Genomic DNA, 16,418 nt, shown 5'->3' with positions numbered 1-16,418 from the left:
ATTTGCTAAAGAATCTGCAAAGTCATCTTAAATCTAGTTATAACTCGATGATTCATAGTGTTTCAGATGAATTTTATAATCCAATATTGGGTGAAGCTATTAGCTATAAACGAGTGAGTGGCTATTTTTCTTGTAAAGCACTTTCTATATATGCTGAAGGATTAGATAGGATTGCTGAAAATGATGGCTATGTTCAATTCATCATTTCTCAACATATTTCAGAAAAGGATTTTGAAGAAATTAAGGTAGGATATCATGAACGCTCAAAAGGGGAAACGTTAACCCAGATTGATAAGCAACGTCTAGGAAATTTAGCCTACTTGATATCACAGGGAAAAGCAGATGTGAAGTTTGGTCTAGTGAAAAATGGTTTGTTCCACACAAAATGGGGATTATTTGAAGATAAGCAGGGGGATATCATTTATTTTAATGGTTCACTCAATGAAACAGCAAATGCCATAGAGAATAATTTCGATTCCTTTGATGTGGATTTTTCTTGGGACGTAAGTATCAATGTTCGCTCTCGTATAAATCAAAAAGCAGAAGAGTTTTCTCTTTTATGGAATGATAATTATCCGGGTGTTCAAGTAATTGATGCCACTGAAATTATCTATCCTCTTTTACAAGAGTTCGATATAGGAAGGATTCAAAAGATACCGAACCCTGATAATAACTCTATTATTTTTGATATGGACGATGTGCATTTCTTTTTCGTCGATAAAAGTGAAGATGAAGTAAGTACAAAAAAAACCTTTAAGAATAAATTCAGCTTTTATGTAGATGAAGACAAGGGTTATCCCTTTTTCAGGGGGGATTTAACCTATCGAGATATTGAAAGGATAATTGAACTTGCCAATAAGCAAGCAGATAAACATCAGTTCAACTTTATCGTTTCTTCACGTTTAGATAGCTATATTAATGGTCAGAAGTATTCCATAGAAGAATATCGAAAATCAGGCTTGACCTTGAAAAATCAAGATAGCAGGTGGGATGAAGAGTTTGAGGAGTTTAAGGAAGTCGTGGAAGCAGAAGTTGCCAGACCTCTAAAAGCACTACAGCTTCGTTCAGCTATGTATATGCTCACACAAAAAAGAGCAGCAAATTTTTCAGTTCCAGGAGCAGGGAAAACGGCTATGTTATTAGGCGTTTTCGCCTATCTAAATAGCAAACAAAAAGGAGAACCGATTAAGCGCTTATTAGTTGTTAGTCCAATTAATGCCTTTATGTCTTGGAAGGATGAGTTTCAAGCGGTTTTCCAAGACAAAAAAGATTTAATGGCGCTTAGTGTCCATGATCCATCTATTGGTGGGAACAGATATGCTCTAGAAGCTCAGTGGCCTTCTGCAAATTTGATTTTGATTAATTATGAATCACTACCAAAGTTTAAAGAATCAATCATAAAATGTCTGGCCAATGATTCAGATACGATGCTCGTTTATGACGAGGTTCATCGTGTAAAAGGGGTGCAGGCCAAACGAGCACTTGTTGCATTGGAAATAGCAGACAAGGTTGATTATCGTTATGTCCTAACAGGAACACCTATTCCTAATGGATATTTAGATATATATAACTTCTTGAATATCTTATTTAAAAAAGAATATAGTGCATATTTTGGATTTGAGCAAAATATGCTGAAAAATCCCGATAGTTGGGAAATCGATGAGATTAATGAAAAATTGGCTCCGTATTTTTGGAGAACTAGCAAGGAAGATTTGGGTGTTCCACCAGCCGATAAAGACAATATTATAAAAGTACCTCCATCTCAAGAACAGCTTCGTCTAGCGGAAATACTATACACAAAAACGCAAAATCCACTAGCGACCTGGATAAGAATGATTCAATTATCAACCAATCCTGAAATCGTCAATCAAGCCATAAATTACAGTGATTTAGGTTTTAATGAGGATGACAGTATAGATAATGACTCTTATGATCAGGTCAGCTCGAAGGTGAGGAAAGAGCTAGAAAAAAGCATTCATCAAGCAGTCATTGGTGAGGTAAGCGAATGGGATTTAGCGAATGTGCCTTCTCCTAAATTCAAAGTAGGTATTGAACTTGTGCTGGATATAGTGAAAGAGCATGGAAAGGTCGTAGTATGGGGGCTATTCGTAAATACATTGAAGAAAATTACTCGTGTATTAAATGAAAGAGGTATCAATACAAAAGTGATTTATGGCGGCACGCCTCGTGATGAACGCGATGATATCATCCGCACATTTAAAGAGAACACAGATGAAATACAAGTGCTAGTATCTAATCCGAACACGCTTGGAGAATCGGTATCTCTACACCATATCGTCCATGATGCAATCTACTTTGAATATAACTACAACTTGACCTTTATGCTACAATCACGTGATCGTATTCATCGACTTGGATTGCCTAAAAATCAAAGTACACGATATTACTATTTGATGACGGTGAGCGATGGAGATATCTATAATTTTATTGACCAAAAGATTTATGAAAAGTTGGCTGAAAAAGAAGCGCGGATGAGGGAAGCTATTGATGGAGGTTACCTTGTTCCTGAGTTTGTTGATGATGAGATTGAGGAAATGAAGCGGATTATTGAGTCGGAGCGCCGATTTTAAATCATCATAATGGTTATAAGACTATTTTATTGTTATAGGTAGCTATTAAAAATTAACCTTAGATAAGGCTAGAGTAATGAGTGTAAATTAATGGGGATTTAATTGTATTTCCGGTTAAAGCTTTCATTAAGAATTAGAATAAATAATAAGAATCATTAAGGGTCAAGGGAGCTATTTCTTTGGCCTCTTTTTGGTGGAGTAACACTTTACAAAACCTATTATATTTATTTAGGGTCTGGTAGTATTTTTGGTATCCAATTTTAAAATTTTTCTCAACAAATATTATCTCTCTGATTAACCTCTATTATCTTCCACTTTCCTTTAATAGACAAGTAGCCGTAAAGTATCTCAAAAATATACAATAAAATCTGACTTTGGATTCGTTTTTTATAAGGATAAGGTAAAAATCGTACTTAAAATTGTTACGGTGAATTGTAAGTAAGTTAGGTTTACAGATTAAAATATGTTAAAAAATATTTATAAAATAAAAGCAGAAAAGTTATTATAATAACTTTCCTGCTTTTTAAACTGAAAATTAGGTTTTAAGCTATCATATGATAAATTTAATTAGAATTATCTGTCTAAACCTAAATCATGATGAGTTTTTAATTGCAAGTTATAAGGTTTAACATCAGTAGTATTTCGTGGTGCCATTGGTGAGAGTTGATTATTAATGTCATTAATCATTCTTTCTAAGTTAGAATCGAAACTTTCGACTAACAATATACCTATATCAGGTTGGACTCCTTCATTTAATAGCCCATCCCAATACATTTTTAATTGATATACATCAATTGGTGCACCTCTACCGATTTTAGCTTCGTATATAGTAATTTCCCCAGATTGTTTTTTATGGAATAAATCAATTTGTGTCCCGTTATACCATACACTAGTTTCCGTACTAACTACATCTTCTGGAGATAAAGATTTTAGCCTATCACTTAATTTTGCTACTAATTCTTTTTCGGTTGTTTCTCTAACATTTTTTATAGGTCTGAATTCATTTAATTTATTAAAAATTTTCACCCAATCTGGATCGTCAAGATTAAAGTCCGTCTTATTGTTAACCGTTGTTAAAATGCCTCTAGGTAAATCAGGTATAATCAATTCTCCTATAAATTCATTATAACTATTATGTCGAGTTATTGGTTCATCCAATAACTCGAAGTTGTTGGATTGTTTACGCCAAATATTCTCGAATTGTCTTGTTGCAATAGTTCTTCTTCCTAGTCTAATATCAATTCCTTGAGTTGCTTGATTACTTTGATAATAATATTTAAGCTTGTCATTAAATAGCATAGTGCGTGTAGTATGTTTGTCTAATGTACCATATCTGTATACTAACTCATGTTCTACTCCATTTAATTCAATATTGAAACGTTCTGTATAAGAGTTTGCTAAAGGTAATTTAATGGCAGGAACTCTTTTTTTATCTGCACCTATTGAAACGAAAATATTACCAAATGGTAATCCAGTTTCTTGATTAACATCCAAATATCCTCTATAAGTAACTCCTAGATGTTCTATAAGCCATAATCTTAATGGAGTTAGATTATCAGTCCTAGCTCCTCTTCCTTGCAAAGTCTTTAAAAACTCTCTACTAACTTTTGCATGAATTATAGTGTTATAATCGCTTCCTAAGAAAGGAATTACGGGCATTGAATCATTAGTCGAAATAATTTGCATTTGATGTTTGAAAGGTCCTTTAACATAAATAACTGCACTTTCTGAATGCTTAGTCCATATGGTAAACTCTCTATGCCCAGCTGTAAGAGTAGCTAATGAATTTTTTAAACCAAAACCATGTTCATTTAGTCGATTATCAGTAGTTGCAGATTGTCCTAATTGTAAAGCGTTAGACAAAATAGTGACATCCATACCTTTTCCTTTATCCCCAATATACAAGTCGATAATATTTGGATCTTCTTCGGATTGAATTAGTTGAATATCAATATGAAACATTTGTTCAGGAGGTGTAGCTGCAATGGCATTATCGGTGAGCTCTATAATACATTGATGAAATAGCAAATTTTGTTTGGCTAAACCTCTAAATACACCTTCATTTACAGTTAGTGTAACTTCTGTTATTTGTGACATAAAAATCCTCCATTTTATAGATTGATTTAAATAAATTATATCATCTTTAAAGGGAAATATTTCAACTTTAGAAATCACACTTAGACTAGTCAAGAAGAACCATAACATAAATAAAGAGGATTAAAAGAGATTGTGAAATCCCATCATTTTATTCATTATGGAGATTTACTTAATTTAAGTGTATAAAGATAATACCCCATGAATGAGAGGTCTGGATTATTATCTTTATACGGCGGAATATTCTTTGATTTTCTAACTACATTTGCGACTTTAATTATATTCGCGTTGTTTTTTATAATCGGAATTAAAAATATAGAAAATTATATATAAGAAACCGAGCTTTTCGGTGGCGTTGTTTTCTTATTATTAAAATATAATTTTCTATAGAGTATACAAGAGGTAAGGAATTTAAACTTACTAATTTATTTTTATAGAAAAATCTAATCGTTGACCAAAAGAAACAGTTATTGACAAAATCTTGACCAGTAAGTAAAAAACTTTAGTTTTAACAATAAGTATTTATTTGCTATGTAAAGCCCCCCGGAATATCAAAGGAGGCTTGTATGATTACGACTAATCTCGAGCCAACGAATGTCATCTTGTCAAGGTAAAGAACCTATATTGTCTATTGTAATGTTACTATATTTTTTCTATACAATACCCTTGCATCTCCACCAACGTCACCCCCTAACCTAAAGAAGACAAATCAAAAAGGGGGACCAAACCACTCATGAAAACCACCACAAAAGAAAAAAGAAACACCATCATCATGCTATTACTTTCAGCCGCAATAGGAATATTTTCGCCACTACTCATGTACATCACGCTGGCACGGAAAAATGAAGTATACAAATACCATTGCCGAAAGGCGTTCAACTTTCATTTGTTAATCTTTCTTCTATTTAATATTAGTTCGCGTATTAGTGATGTTTTACTTTGGATTGTATTTGCTTTTGAGGTCGTTCAAGTGATTATTGTTGCGTGGAAAATAATACGAGATGAGCCATATCGTTATTTCATTCGAATTCCGTTGTTTAAAGAAGATAAATATGCTGTGGAAGGAGAATAGGTGATGAAACAAGAAGTGGAGATAAGGGGAAAGCGACTTTTGGTTATGATTGCTGTGTTGTTTATTGCGATTTATATTGTTTTACGAAAAAGAAAGTATGAGCACTTTTATGATGGTATTAGTGAGTATGAAAATCGTTATAGAGGGAATGTTCCTTTTTTATTGCTTGTTGTAGGTTTGTTTCAATATTGTAGGCAGAATGAGATGAGTTTTTCTCATTTGCTTCAGTATGTGAAAGAGAAGTTATCGGAGTAGGTGATGATATGGCGTGGATGATTAGTGAGTTTGCAAGTGTTGGGGATGTTACGGTGCGGACGCTTCGTTATTATGACAAGATTAATTTATTAAAGCCGAGCGATTATACTGAGGGTGGGCATCGGTTATATACGAAAGATGATTTGTATGTGCTACAGCAAATTCAATCGTTTAAGCATCTTGGGTTTTCGCTTGGGGAAATTCAAAATATTATATTGCAGCGTGATATAGAGACTAAAGATTTTTTAAGACAGATGCATTTTCAAAGAGAGATACTTTTAGCAGAGCAAGAAAGGATTGCGAAGGTGCTTTCGCATATGGATGAGATGACGAAGAAGTTTCAAAAGGAAGAACGAGTGGATGTCGCTTTGTTTTCTTCGTTTTTGCAAACTTTTATATGGGAGAAAGAAAATAAGGAATGGTTAGAGGAACATTTTTCGACGGATAGTGTTCAAATGTTTTATAATAATAAGGAACTAAAAGAAGAGTTTGATCAGCGATTTATGGATGTGATAGGGAAGCTGAAAAAGTGTAAGGTAGAAGAGAAGGATCCGAGTCATCCTGAAGTTCAAGTTACCTTGAAGGAATTTTTCAATGTAATAGAAGAGGTGACGAACTATCTTGATACACCTCAAAGTGATATAGAAGATATAATCCAAAAATCAAACCTCCCACTATCCGAATTTCCAACCCTCTTCACAACCGGAGAAGAAAAATATATAAAAGAAGCAATGAAGCAGTTTAACACCTAGTTAAACTGCTTTTCCATTATAATAGAAGAAAAACAAAACGGAGGGAAATCCCATGCCAACCTACAACAAACTAATCCGAAACAAAATTCCACAAATAATAAAATCCAACGGGAAAACACCAACAACAAGAATCCTACCTGAAGACGAATACATAAAAGAACTCTGCAAGAAAACACAAGAAGAACTAACCGAATATCTAGAAGCAGACACAAAAGAACATAAACTCGAAGAACTATCCGACCTACTAGAACTAATAAACGCCCTAGCCGAACACGAAGGCACAACACTAGAAGAAATCAACAACATCCGTAAAAAGAAAGCAGAAGAGCGAGGTGGCTTCTCAGATCGAGTCTTCCTAATCGAAGTAACCGATAACTAGCCCCTCCTAAGCCCCTTACAAGCCCCTACCAAGTAATAAATCACTAAGAAAAAACATAACAAAACAAAAACACCAACAAACACCGTAGTAGGAGTCGAAAAAAATTTTGAAATAACACGCCAAAAAACCGGCCCTCATTCCTATATATAGTACAAAGAGGAAATTTTCATTTTGAATTAGGACGGGAGGAATTGGGATGGCGGTATATCGTAATGTGCAGGTGAATTTTTGGCAGGATGATTTTGTTTTGGATTTGACGCCGGAGGAGCGGTATTTTTATGTGTATTTGTTGACTTGTTCGAAGACGACACAGTGTGGGATTTTTCCTTTTCCGAAGCGGTTAGCTGAGATGGAGACGGGTTATAATCGGGAGACTGTTGATAAGCTTGTGCAGCGCTTCATTGATTATGGGAAGATTCTTTATGATGCGGATACTCGGGAGTTATTCGTTTTGAATTGGCTTCGTTATAATCCTGTGACGAATACGAATGTGGAGAAGTGTGTGCTTCGTGAGCTGAAGGGTGTGAAGAATAAGGAGTTTGTACATATGTTTCTTCAGAAGTGCGTAGAGGAGGAGTTAAATGTTCCGATGCTTTTAGCGCATTTCGGTATGCCGAGTGATTTGGCTGTGGATGTGGATGATGTTGAGCCAGTTTGTGAGGAGCCGTCTGAGGAAGAGGTTGTAGAGGAAGAAACGGGAAGTCGCGTGTTTTCTTTTTATGAGCAACATTTTGGTAGTTTGTCTCCGTTTGCGGTGGAGGAATTGAGTGCGTGGATGGAAGATTTGTCAGAGGAGCTTGTGCTGAAGGCTCTTCAAATTGCGTTTGAGAATAATAAGCGGACGATTGCTTATGTGAAGGGGATTTTGAGAGGTTGGCACGGGAAAGGGTTTACGAAAGTGTGTGAGGTTGAGGCGGATACGGCGAGCTTTAGGAAGAAGGAGTCGTCTGTTAGTACGGGGGAGACGGAGGAGTTTTTGGCGAGGTGTGAGGAGTGGGAGAAGAATGCGCCGTCTGAGGAAGAGTTGCAGCGCTTTTTAGCGGAGCGCGGGTGGCGTCCATGAGTATTCAAAATGTGGAGGCGGAAAAGACGGTGTTAGGTTCTCTACTACTTGATGGAGAGCTTATTAAGGAGTGCCGTTTGACGGAGCGGTATTTTTCTATGCCAGTGCATAAGTCTATATTTCAGTTGATGCGGAAGATGGAAGGAGAGGGGCAACCAATTGATCTTGTGACGTTCACTTCTAGAGTGGATCCGAATTTTTTGAAGGGGATCGGGGGAATGGAGTATTTTATAGGGTTAATGGATGGTGTGCCTACTACTAGCAACTTCTCATACTATGAGGGGCTTGTTCGAGGTGCCTGGAAAATGTATCAGGCAGGTGTTCTCGGGCGCAAGATGGGCGAGCGCCTTATTGAGGAGAAGAGTGAGAAAATTATTGGTGAGACGATTACGGCACTTTGTGAGTTAGAGGAGAAGGACTGTGTATGTGAGTTTGATTTGAAGGATGCGTTAGTTGATTTGTATGAGGAGCTGCATCAAGATGCGAAAGAGATTACGGGGATTGAGACTGGTTATACATCGCTAAATAAAATGACGTGTGGATTGCAGGAAGGTGATTTTGTCGTTCTTGGTGCGCGTCCTTCTATGGGGAAGACTGCGTTTGCGCTAAATGTTGGACTGCATGCGGCAAAGTCTGGAGCGACGGTTGGATTGTTTTCGTTAGAGATGAGTAGTAAGCAATTGTTAAAACGGCTGGCGTCTTGCGTAGGGGAAGTGTCAGGAGGTAGGCTGAAAAATCCGAAGCACCGTTTTGCGATGGAAGACTGGGAACGGGTGAGTAAGGCGTTTGCGGAGATTGGTGAGTTACCTCTTGAGATTTATGACAATGCAGGTGTTACGGTGCAAGATATTTGGATGCAAACGCGTAAGTTAAAGAGGAAGCATGGGGATAAAAAGATTTTAATTATTGTAGATTACTTGCAGCTTATTACGGGCGATCCGAAGCATAAGGGCAATCGATTTCAAGAGATTAGTGAAATTTCTCGTAAGCTTAAGTTATTAGCACGTGAATTAAATGTTTGTGTAGTTGCGTTGTCGCAATTATCTCGTTCTGTAGAGTCACGGCAAGATAAGCGTCCTCTTTTATCTGATTTAAGAGAGACAGGACAAATTGAGCAAGATGCGGATGTCATTATGCTTATGTATCGCGAGGATTATTATGATAAGGAAACGACGCAGAAAGAGATGACGGAAATTCATGTGGCGAAGCATCGGAATGGGCCAGTGGGGAGTTTTAAGCTGCGGTTTTTGAAGGAGTTTGGTCGGTTTGTGGAGGGGAAATAGTGAAAAGATTTGAGTATTACTTTGCATATAAAATAAAGCATAAGTTTTCCAATGTATTCACTTATGCTTTATTCTTTGAATATGTTTCTTATTTCTCCATAAAGAAAGCTCTTCTCTCTGCAGTAATCCATTGCTCCAAGTCATCTTGGCTACGTCGGACAAGGCGATTTACTAAAACATCATGCCATACATAATCCTCTAATAAGTATATATGAACGGGGTCATCTGTATAAAAAGCAATATTACGCTCTTCAAGTGATGGGCCGTAAATCATTTCTTTAGAATCTATTGATAAAATAAACCAATGTTCTGTAGAGAGGGTTTCTGTATAAGCTGTGATACGATGGGATTCTAGATTTTTAATAGGATTTTCAACATGCAGGGTAATACCTTGTACTGTGACTTTATCAGCTACCTCAGCTAGATCCTCTTTTAATGCTTCATACATTTCATCCCACATTGAAATGACAATACGTTGTTCTGCTTTTTTTATTAATGTCTGACAGTAGCTAATGATTGTTTGATTGTCTTTTAAAGTAATTACTCGGTTATCCGTTTTTTCCTCGGAAGTTTCTAGTTTTTTTAATGAATCACTAATTCCTTCATAAGTAGACTGCCATTCTGATTGAGCCTTCTGTAAAAAGATTTCAACGGGTAGAGGTGAATAGCGAGTAGTGTCATTTATTTCTTCTTTCATGACAATTCCTTTTTCTACAAGGTTACCTAAAATCTCATAAATTCGCGCTCTTGGGACACCCGAATCCTTACTCACTTGATAGGCTGTGACAGGCCCTTGTTTCACAAGAGATACATAAGATTTAGCTTCATATTCATTAAAACCAATTTTTTTAAGCTGTTGCACTATGTAGTCCACTTTTTTTCCTCCGATGTTTTCTTTTATCCCGCTTTAACGGGCAGTAAGACCCCCACCTCAAAATTCAGCGGAAGCAAAGAAGTTAGGTGGGGATCGGGCTGCCCGTAAAAGCCCGATTGGTGAGGGCTGATAATCAGTGGGGATGAACAAAACCCCCCACTGATTAAAGTTTCACTTTATATTTCAACGTTACAATAACTCTTTACATTTAGCAAATTGATAGTTACTATTACAATAGTGACTAAAGGGGAGGCTACTAGTATGGATTTTTATTTAGACCCATCTGTATTAATGATTTTGATTGTTTTTGGATTTGTAGCTGCATTTATTGATTCAGTTGTAGGTGGTGGTGGATTGATCGCCTTACCAGCTTTATTATTTACAGGATTGAATCCAGCAAGTGCAGTAGCCACAAATAAACTAGCATCGACAATGGGAAGTGCAACTAGTAATATTGTGTTTTATCGTTCTGGTAATCTTGATTTGAAATCGGCGTTTAAATTATTTCCAATCACTTTCATAGGTTCCATAATAGGGGCATGGACCGTTCATTTAATGAATCCAGAAGTATTGAAGCCATTAATGCTGATCATGCTTGGTGTGGTCGCTATTTATACGATATTTAAGAAGGATTGGGGAAGCATTTCTACTCATAAAAAATTGTCTGGTCGACACGTCATTATTTTTACCTTTTTTATTTTTGCTATTGGTTTTTATGATGGATTTCTAGGTCCTGGTACAGGTTCATTTTTAATGTTTTCTCTTTTATTTATTGGGTATGATTTTTTAAAAGCAGCAGGTACGGCGAAGTTTCTTAATTTAGGAAGTAACGTTGGTGCATTGTTCATGTTTATGTATGTAGGGCAAGTAAACTATGCGTATGGCTTCATAATGGGAATTGCTCAAATTGCTGGAGGGATTGTTGGCTCCAGGTTTGCTATAAAAAAAGGAAGCGGGTATGTTCGCGCCCTTTTCATTACCGTAACTTGTTTGTTGTTAGCGAAAAATTTGTATGACTATGTGCAGTAGTATGCAGGCTACATAAATATAATAATTCCTTTTCACATTTTTTAGATGCTATCTTATTCGAAGATAGCATCTAAAAAAGTCTTATTTACAAGAGAATGAAAATAATAGTAACGAATATTTTCTCGGGGTATGTTGATCTATTCCACATTCTTTTTATAATTAACTCGTAATAAACTCTTAAAATCCACCTCAGCAATCAACACACTTACTAATATAAGTGTCGCCCCTAAGTAGCCTTTTCCTGTAAGTGTTTCACCTGTGAAAACGAAAGCAAAGCCTGCGGAAAAGACAGGTTCTAATGAAAAAATAAGTCCGGTATGTGTAGGCGTCGTGTATTGCTGGGCGATAACTTGCACGATGAATGCGACTGCTGTGCAAAATATGCTTAAGGCTAAGATGATGAGCCATGAGTTGATTGTGCTAGGAAGCTTTGGCGTTTCTATTATGAATGAAAAAATAAGACTAAATAGGCCGACGAAACCAAGTTGCACTACTCCAAGTGCAATGGAGTTCACATGTTTCGTTACACTTCCAGTAATGATGACGTGGATCGCATAAAATAGGGCAGACAGTATGCAAAATATATCGCCGTTACCGATTTTGAATTCGCTCGTTAATGTTAATAAGCCGATTCCTATTATCGTTAAAATGATTCCTACTATAACTTTCTTTTCCGGAATGTGTTTTAAAAATATAGCTGATAATATCGGAATGAAAATGACTGTGAGACATAGTAAGAAACCGGCATTAGAAACACTCGTATACTTTGTGCCGAAAGTCGCGAAAATGTAAACGATAAATAAAACAGAAGCGAGTATAAATGCATATTTTACCGTTTTAAAATCGATTTTGAATAAATGTTTGTAAAATATTAAACCTGATAAAAGAAAGGCGATAATAAATCGTAATGCGATTAAGTTGTATTCTTCTATGCCTTCAAGTCCAACCTTTGTAAGTAAGATGGATGCACCCCAAAAGAATGTAACTAGTAGTAGCCCTAAATCCGCTTTTAATTGTAGTTTCATTTCTATTCCCTCGTTATGTATAAATTTTATAATCCCATACCCCTATCCCCATTTTTTATTTTAATATTAATTCTGAATATTTGTAACTTAAATTTATCGACGTTTTATTTCATTGATTTAATGTTATCCGCCGTGAAAACATTAGCGGAGTTAAATCCAAAGATGACGTTCATTTACGTATCTGGTAGCGGAAAAGACAGTACAGAATCAGGACGTACGATGTGGGCGAGAGTGAAGGGAAGAGCGGACAATGAGTTATTACGTTTACCTTTCAAAGCTGCGTATATGTTTAGACCAGGATTAATCATCCCGGCAAATGGTGTGAAATCAAAAACGAAATCATATCAATTGATGTACGATGTGATGAAACCTTTTAATCCACTATTGAAGAGGTTTGGCAGTGTAATAACTTCAGAACAATTAGGAAGAGCGATGGTGCGAGTTGGGAAAGATGGATATTCGCATTCGGTTATTGAAAGTTCGGATTTGAAGAAGATTGGTGTGTAATGGTACAAAAAGAAGTTCCTTTAGAGTGGGAACTTCTTTTTGTATATCATATTTTAGCGATATAAAGCTTTACTAATTACATTTGTTTACATAATATCTTTACAATTATTTGGTAAAATAAAGTCAACTGCATATTGTGAGGGTGGGTGGTTATCCCTTCTTTCTATTTGGAAGGAAAGGAGGTGATAATATGGACTTTTTGTTTGATCTTGTAAAAGAGTTTGTCAAAGCAACTGTGCGCGAAGTTTCAGCGTATTTTTTGCAGAAGCAATTTCTAGATAAGGACAACAAAAAACCCACTCCGCGCCGTAGGAAGCAAAAGGGTGGGTTTCGCAAAAAGAAATAACTTATAATAACCACCACCCTAAGCGGTAGCAGTTAGGGAAGAGATGTGAGCGCATCTCTTCTTTTTATTATATGCCATTTTATTTGATGTCATACTTATATAGTATTCTACGGAAAATATATCATATTCCTATTTTTTGGTCAATTTGATTACATTTCCTCCGTAACATCATACCGAAGCAACTGCCCCTGATCATAAAACCTCTCAAAAATAATCCCCATTACATAGAAGAATACTAGACCGAAACCAATATGAATAAGTGTAAAAGTAGCTCCAAATGAAGAAAATTCATACACGAGAATTGGCAATTTCGCAGTTGTCCAAACGCCTAAGAAAAATACGATGTACCGAATGCTTGCGCCTTTTTTTAATAGTAGTGCTGCAATTGGGAAGGCGACGTAGAGGGGACCCGCTGCAATGCCTCCTAATAATAGAGAAAATAAGATTCCGTATATACCTGATTTTTCACCCATATATTTCATGAGCGTTTCTTTTTTCACCCATTGATCAAGTAGCCCTACAAATAGTAAGACAGGGGGGAGGAGAAACATCATATCTAAAATGCTATTCCCTGTTAGTTGTAATGCACGCCATCCTAAAGATTGATTTATAAAAGTTAATATAAAGAGCCCGAGTAGTAAGACGAAAAAGAAGCGATATCTTTTTAGTTCTTTCATACCATCACCATCCAAATGATATAGGAGAATAGAAGAGACATGAGCAAAGCAGCTGCATTACGTGCGTAAGCAAAGCTTCGCCCAAATATCTTTTGTTCCATCGGTAAAGTTGTAAGTCCTACTGACATGAGTGTAGACATAAGTGCCGCAACTTGAGGTAGGCCTGCGCCGTGTTGGACTAATGTATTTCCAAGAGGAAACACGACAAAGCTTGGAATAAGTGCAACGGAGCCGAGTATTGCTGAATACATAATACCTAACAATCCGGACTGTTCTCCAATGATAGAAGAAATAAAGGGCGGCGTTAATATAGAAAGCGATAAGCCAACGAAAAGCATGATGGAGAGCATCGCAGGGAGAAGGTTGCGAAACATTTTCCACGATTTTATTAGAGCATCTTTTGTTTTCTTGCGGTCCTTCATAAAAGAAATCCCCGTAAGAATAATGGCTAAAGTATAAAGAATCACGCCGTTAATCATGGTCGGATTCCTTTAAGGCTTTATATTTATCTAAGAAAAAGGATAAGTTCTTCATTTTTTCTTCAATATCCATTTGAAAATCTGCCAATTGTTCCTTTCCAACAGGCGTAATTTTGTACATCTTTCTCGGTTTGTCTTGATGATCTGTACTTACATAAGATTCAATTGCACCTTCGTTTTCTAATTTTTTTAGTGTGCGATATAAAATGGCGCTATCGATTGGATTGACGGGAAGTTCTTCCTCGCACTTTTGCAGTAATTGCCCACCATAGTTATCGCCCTCAGCTAGAAATAACAAAAGAAATGCACCTGTATGTCTTCCTGTATGTTTCATGGATATACCTCCTAGAATGAATTAGGATTTATACTGTTAATGACAGTATGCTGTTGTTAACAGTATATGGTGCATGATGTGTTATGTCAATTTTAAAATGTGTAATTCTTCAGAAGAAAAATATAATCGGTTTAATTGTAATTGTTTTCTGATTTTGTTGAGTGACAAAATTAAAGCATGCGGCATTCTCGTTCAAATGTTTATTGAGTGCCTCGGTTGAAATACAACTAACAGTAGCTTCATTTAATTTTGTGCAAAGAGTAACTAAAGACTCAGAACTGATTGTTTGTCCTAAAAATACAAAGAGTAATAGAAGATTCTGTGCCTGAGATTTTTGTTTTGGTTGAATCATACCTGTTTAATACATAAGTTCCTCGATTGGTGCTTCATTGTTTGTAGCCATAAATTAAAACACCCTTTCATACAGTACTGCATGAAAGGGTACCCTAATTCATTATTTTATTCATTTTCTTAAGTTGATGGCTATGCTCTTATGAATGCCTACAGTGTTAGTTTTTAAGTTCTAAATTTTTAGAATGAGACATGGAACTTACATGATATTTTTCTCCACCGTATTCTACATCTGCAGAAAAGGTTTTACTCTCATCATCTTTTATATGCCCGTTTATAAAGACGGTTTGAAAATCACTTGGGGCAAATTTATGTCCTGTAATGACTACTTCTAAATTCTCTTTTTCTTTGAAATATTTAATAGTTACTTCTTCGGCCTTTTTTACTATTTTTTGTTCTTCTTCTTTCTTATCATCATTAATGTTACACCCTCCTAAAATGATTAATATAAAAATAATACTCAAACTGGAAAAGGTTTTTTTCAATTCAATTCCCTCCATTAATGGTATCTAATATTTAAATCTATACTTTGTGGAATTGATTGAGCTATTAGATCAAAAAAGAGACGCTGTAATTAATGTTTCTTTACAATAAGTGTACTCTTACAGTTTAAGCATACTATTTCTTTTTGTTTGAATACAAGGTGCTGCCTATTACAGGTTAGGAAAATAATACCAACAGAGGTTAAACGTAATATATTATATTCATAACTCTAAAAACCCGTTGTTTAAGAGGAGTTTATATAAGGGAGACGTAGTAATCAGTTCATAGGGCATTAACGGATTATATATGTAAATTGAGTGCAGCTAGAGGGGAAATTAATTATTATAAGTAAAAAAAAAGACACTCTCAAGAGTGCCTCCCCTTAGCAGCCGAATCCGCCGCCCCAACAGCTAGCGCCAACGATGATTAATAAAATAAACAGTACAACAAGTAAAGCGAATCCGCCGCCGAAACCGCAGCCTCCACCACAACTACCGCCATAGCCCATATTAACTCCTCCTTCCATAAAGACCATTAATTAATGGATTTAATTCACTTTATGTTTTTACGGATAATCTTGAGCAGGTCCTTTTGAAAAATAAAGGTGCTTAGATTTTAAGAGAGTTGACGACCTTATTTTTGTCACCGCTATTCGGCTGATGACATATTGTATTTTATTCTGTGTATTGGGGGAAGGAGGATCTTTATGGCTAATTCTGAAATGATTTTACGTTTACTTACAGATTTAAAGATTGAACAGCAAGCTTTAAAAGAACAGCTGGAGAAAATGCAAACAGCTGTGAATACTCTTGAAGAAAAATCAG

General features: G+C 36.0%; 18 protein-coding genes. 10 read left to right on the top strand and 8 right to left on the bottom strand.

Annotated elements, in window-relative coordinates; translation table 11 throughout:
• Positions 1 to 2: 2 nt before the first annotated feature.
• Positions 3 to 2,591 carry an SNF2-related protein gene (locus MR079_RS02295; RefSeq protein ID WP_242293419.1) on the top strand — a complete coding sequence of 863 codons (2,589 nt, stop codon included), beginning with the start codon at positions 3 to 5 and terminating at the stop codon, positions 2,589 to 2,591.
• A 573-nt stretch (positions 2,592 to 3,164) separates the two neighbouring features.
• Here MR079_RS02295 and MR079_RS02290 read toward each other — a convergent pair.
• Positions 3,165 to 4,688 (bottom strand): ATP-binding protein, encoded by a 1,524-nt coding sequence (locus MR079_RS02290; protein ID WP_242293418.1) that lies wholly within the window; start codon positions 4,686 to 4,688, stop codon positions 3,165 to 3,167.
• 730 nt (positions 4,689 to 5,418) lie between these two features.
• Between MR079_RS02290 and MR079_RS02285 the strand changes: the two genes are divergently transcribed.
• From MR079_RS02285 to dnaB, 6 genes are all read left to right on the top strand, one after another.
• Entirely contained in the window at positions 5,419 to 5,757 is a 339-nt protein-coding gene (locus tag MR079_RS02285) for a magnetosome magnetite crystal formation protein family (protein ID WP_242293417.1), read from the top strand.
• A 3-nt stretch (positions 5,758 to 5,760) separates the two neighbouring features.
• Positions 5,761 to 6,012 (top strand): hypothetical protein, encoded by a 252-nt coding sequence (locus MR079_RS02280; RefSeq protein WP_242293416.1) that lies wholly within the window; start codon positions 5,761 to 5,763, stop codon positions 6,010 to 6,012.
• Between the two features lie 8 nt (positions 6,013 to 6,020).
• Positions 6,021 to 6,764 (top strand): MerR family transcriptional regulator, encoded by a 744-nt coding sequence (locus MR079_RS02275; protein WP_242293415.1) that lies wholly within the window; start codon positions 6,021 to 6,023, stop codon positions 6,762 to 6,764.
• A 52-nt stretch (positions 6,765 to 6,816) separates the two neighbouring features.
• Complete coding sequence (locus MR079_RS02270) at positions 6,817 to 7,143, top strand: nucleoside triphosphate pyrophosphohydrolase (RefSeq protein ID WP_242293414.1); 327 nt, start codon at positions 6,817 to 6,819, stop codon at positions 7,141 to 7,143.
• A 196-nt stretch (positions 7,144 to 7,339) separates the two neighbouring features.
• A complete protein-coding gene (locus tag MR079_RS02265; protein WP_242293413.1) occupies positions 7,340 to 8,206 on the top strand; it encodes a DnaD domain-containing protein in 867 nt (288 codons plus the stop codon).
• The gene (gene dnaB / locus MR079_RS02260; RefSeq protein ID WP_242293412.1) at positions 8,203 to 9,489 is read left to right on the top strand and encodes a replicative DNA helicase; all 1,287 of its coding nucleotides are present in this window, start codon (positions 8,203 to 8,205) and stop codon (positions 9,487 to 9,489) included. Before MR079_RS02265 ends, dnaB begins: the two co-directional genes overlap by 4 nt.
• Before the next feature lie 88 nt (positions 9,490 to 9,577).
• Here dnaB and MR079_RS02255 read toward each other — a convergent pair whose 3' ends face one another.
• Positions 9,578 to 10,363 (bottom strand): TrmB family transcriptional regulator, encoded by a 786-nt coding sequence (locus MR079_RS02255; RefSeq protein WP_242293411.1) that lies wholly within the window; start codon positions 10,361 to 10,363, stop codon positions 9,578 to 9,580.
• Between the two features lie 261 nt (positions 10,364 to 10,624).
• Here MR079_RS02255 and MR079_RS02250 point away from each other — a divergent pair, with 261 nt between their 5' ends.
• Positions 10,625 to 11,392 carry a TSUP family transporter gene (locus tag MR079_RS02250; RefSeq protein ID WP_242293410.1) on the top strand — a complete coding sequence of 256 codons (768 nt, stop codon included), beginning with the start codon at positions 10,625 to 10,627 and terminating at the stop codon, positions 11,390 to 11,392.
• A gap of 137 nt (positions 11,393 to 11,529) precedes the next feature.
• On the opposite strand, the gene MR079_RS02245 is transcribed toward MR079_RS02250, so the two are convergent.
• Positions 11,530 to 12,417, bottom strand: coding sequence for a DMT family transporter (locus tag MR079_RS02245; protein WP_242293409.1), 888 nt, complete (start codon positions 12,415 to 12,417; stop codon positions 11,530 to 11,532).
• Positions 12,418 to 12,549: 132 nt separating this feature from the next.
• On the opposite strand from MR079_RS02245, the gene MR079_RS02240 reads away from it, so the two are divergent.
• Together MR079_RS02240 and MR079_RS02235 are read left to right on the top strand one after the other, a co-directional pair.
• Positions 12,550 to 12,924, top strand: coding sequence for a Rossmann-fold NAD(P)-binding domain-containing protein (locus MR079_RS02240; protein WP_240795811.1), 375 nt, complete (start codon positions 12,550 to 12,552; stop codon positions 12,922 to 12,924).
• 190 nt (positions 12,925 to 13,114) lie between these two features.
• Entirely contained in the window at positions 13,115 to 13,270 is a 156-nt protein-coding gene (locus MR079_RS02235) for a hypothetical protein (RefSeq protein WP_242293408.1), read from the top strand.
• Positions 13,271 to 13,419: 149 nt separating this feature from the next.
• Here the strand turns inward: MR079_RS02235 and MR079_RS02230 are convergent, their stop codons facing one another.
• The 5 genes from MR079_RS02230 to MR079_RS02210 form a co-directional block, all read right to left on the bottom strand.
• Entirely contained in the window at positions 13,420 to 13,947 is a 528-nt protein-coding gene (locus MR079_RS02230) for a permease (protein WP_242293407.1), read from the bottom strand.
• Positions 13,944 to 14,426, bottom strand: a complete 483-nt coding sequence (locus MR079_RS02225; protein WP_242293406.1) for a hypothetical protein — start codon at positions 14,424 to 14,426, stop codon at positions 13,944 to 13,946. The genes MR079_RS02230 and MR079_RS02225 overlap by 4 nt, the downstream gene beginning before the upstream one ends.
• On the bottom strand, positions 14,419 to 14,760 hold the full coding sequence (locus MR079_RS02220; protein WP_242293405.1) for a PadR family transcriptional regulator: 342 nt from the start codon (positions 14,758 to 14,760) through the stop codon (positions 14,419 to 14,421). Before MR079_RS02220 ends, MR079_RS02225 begins: the two co-directional genes overlap by 8 nt.
• Positions 14,761 to 15,269: 509 nt before the next feature.
• The gene (locus MR079_RS02215) at positions 15,270 to 15,533 is read right to left on the bottom strand and encodes a hypothetical protein (protein ID WP_088608498.1); all 264 of its coding nucleotides are present in this window, start codon (positions 15,531 to 15,533) and stop codon (positions 15,270 to 15,272) included.
• A gap of 443 nt (positions 15,534 to 15,976) precedes the next feature.
• Positions 15,977 to 16,102: a YjcZ family sporulation protein gene (locus MR079_RS02210; protein ID WP_000540377.1), complete on the bottom strand. Its 126-nt coding sequence runs from the start codon at positions 16,100 to 16,102 to the stop codon at positions 15,977 to 15,979.
• Positions 16,103 to 16,418: the final 316 nt, after the last annotated feature.

Source organism: Bacillus cereus group sp. BfR-BA-01381 (assembly GCF_022663555.1).
Lineage (GTDB): Bacteria > Bacillota > Bacilli > Bacillales > Bacillaceae_G > Bacillus_A > Bacillus_A pacificus.
This window is presented reverse-complemented; position numbering and strand designations above follow the sequence as displayed.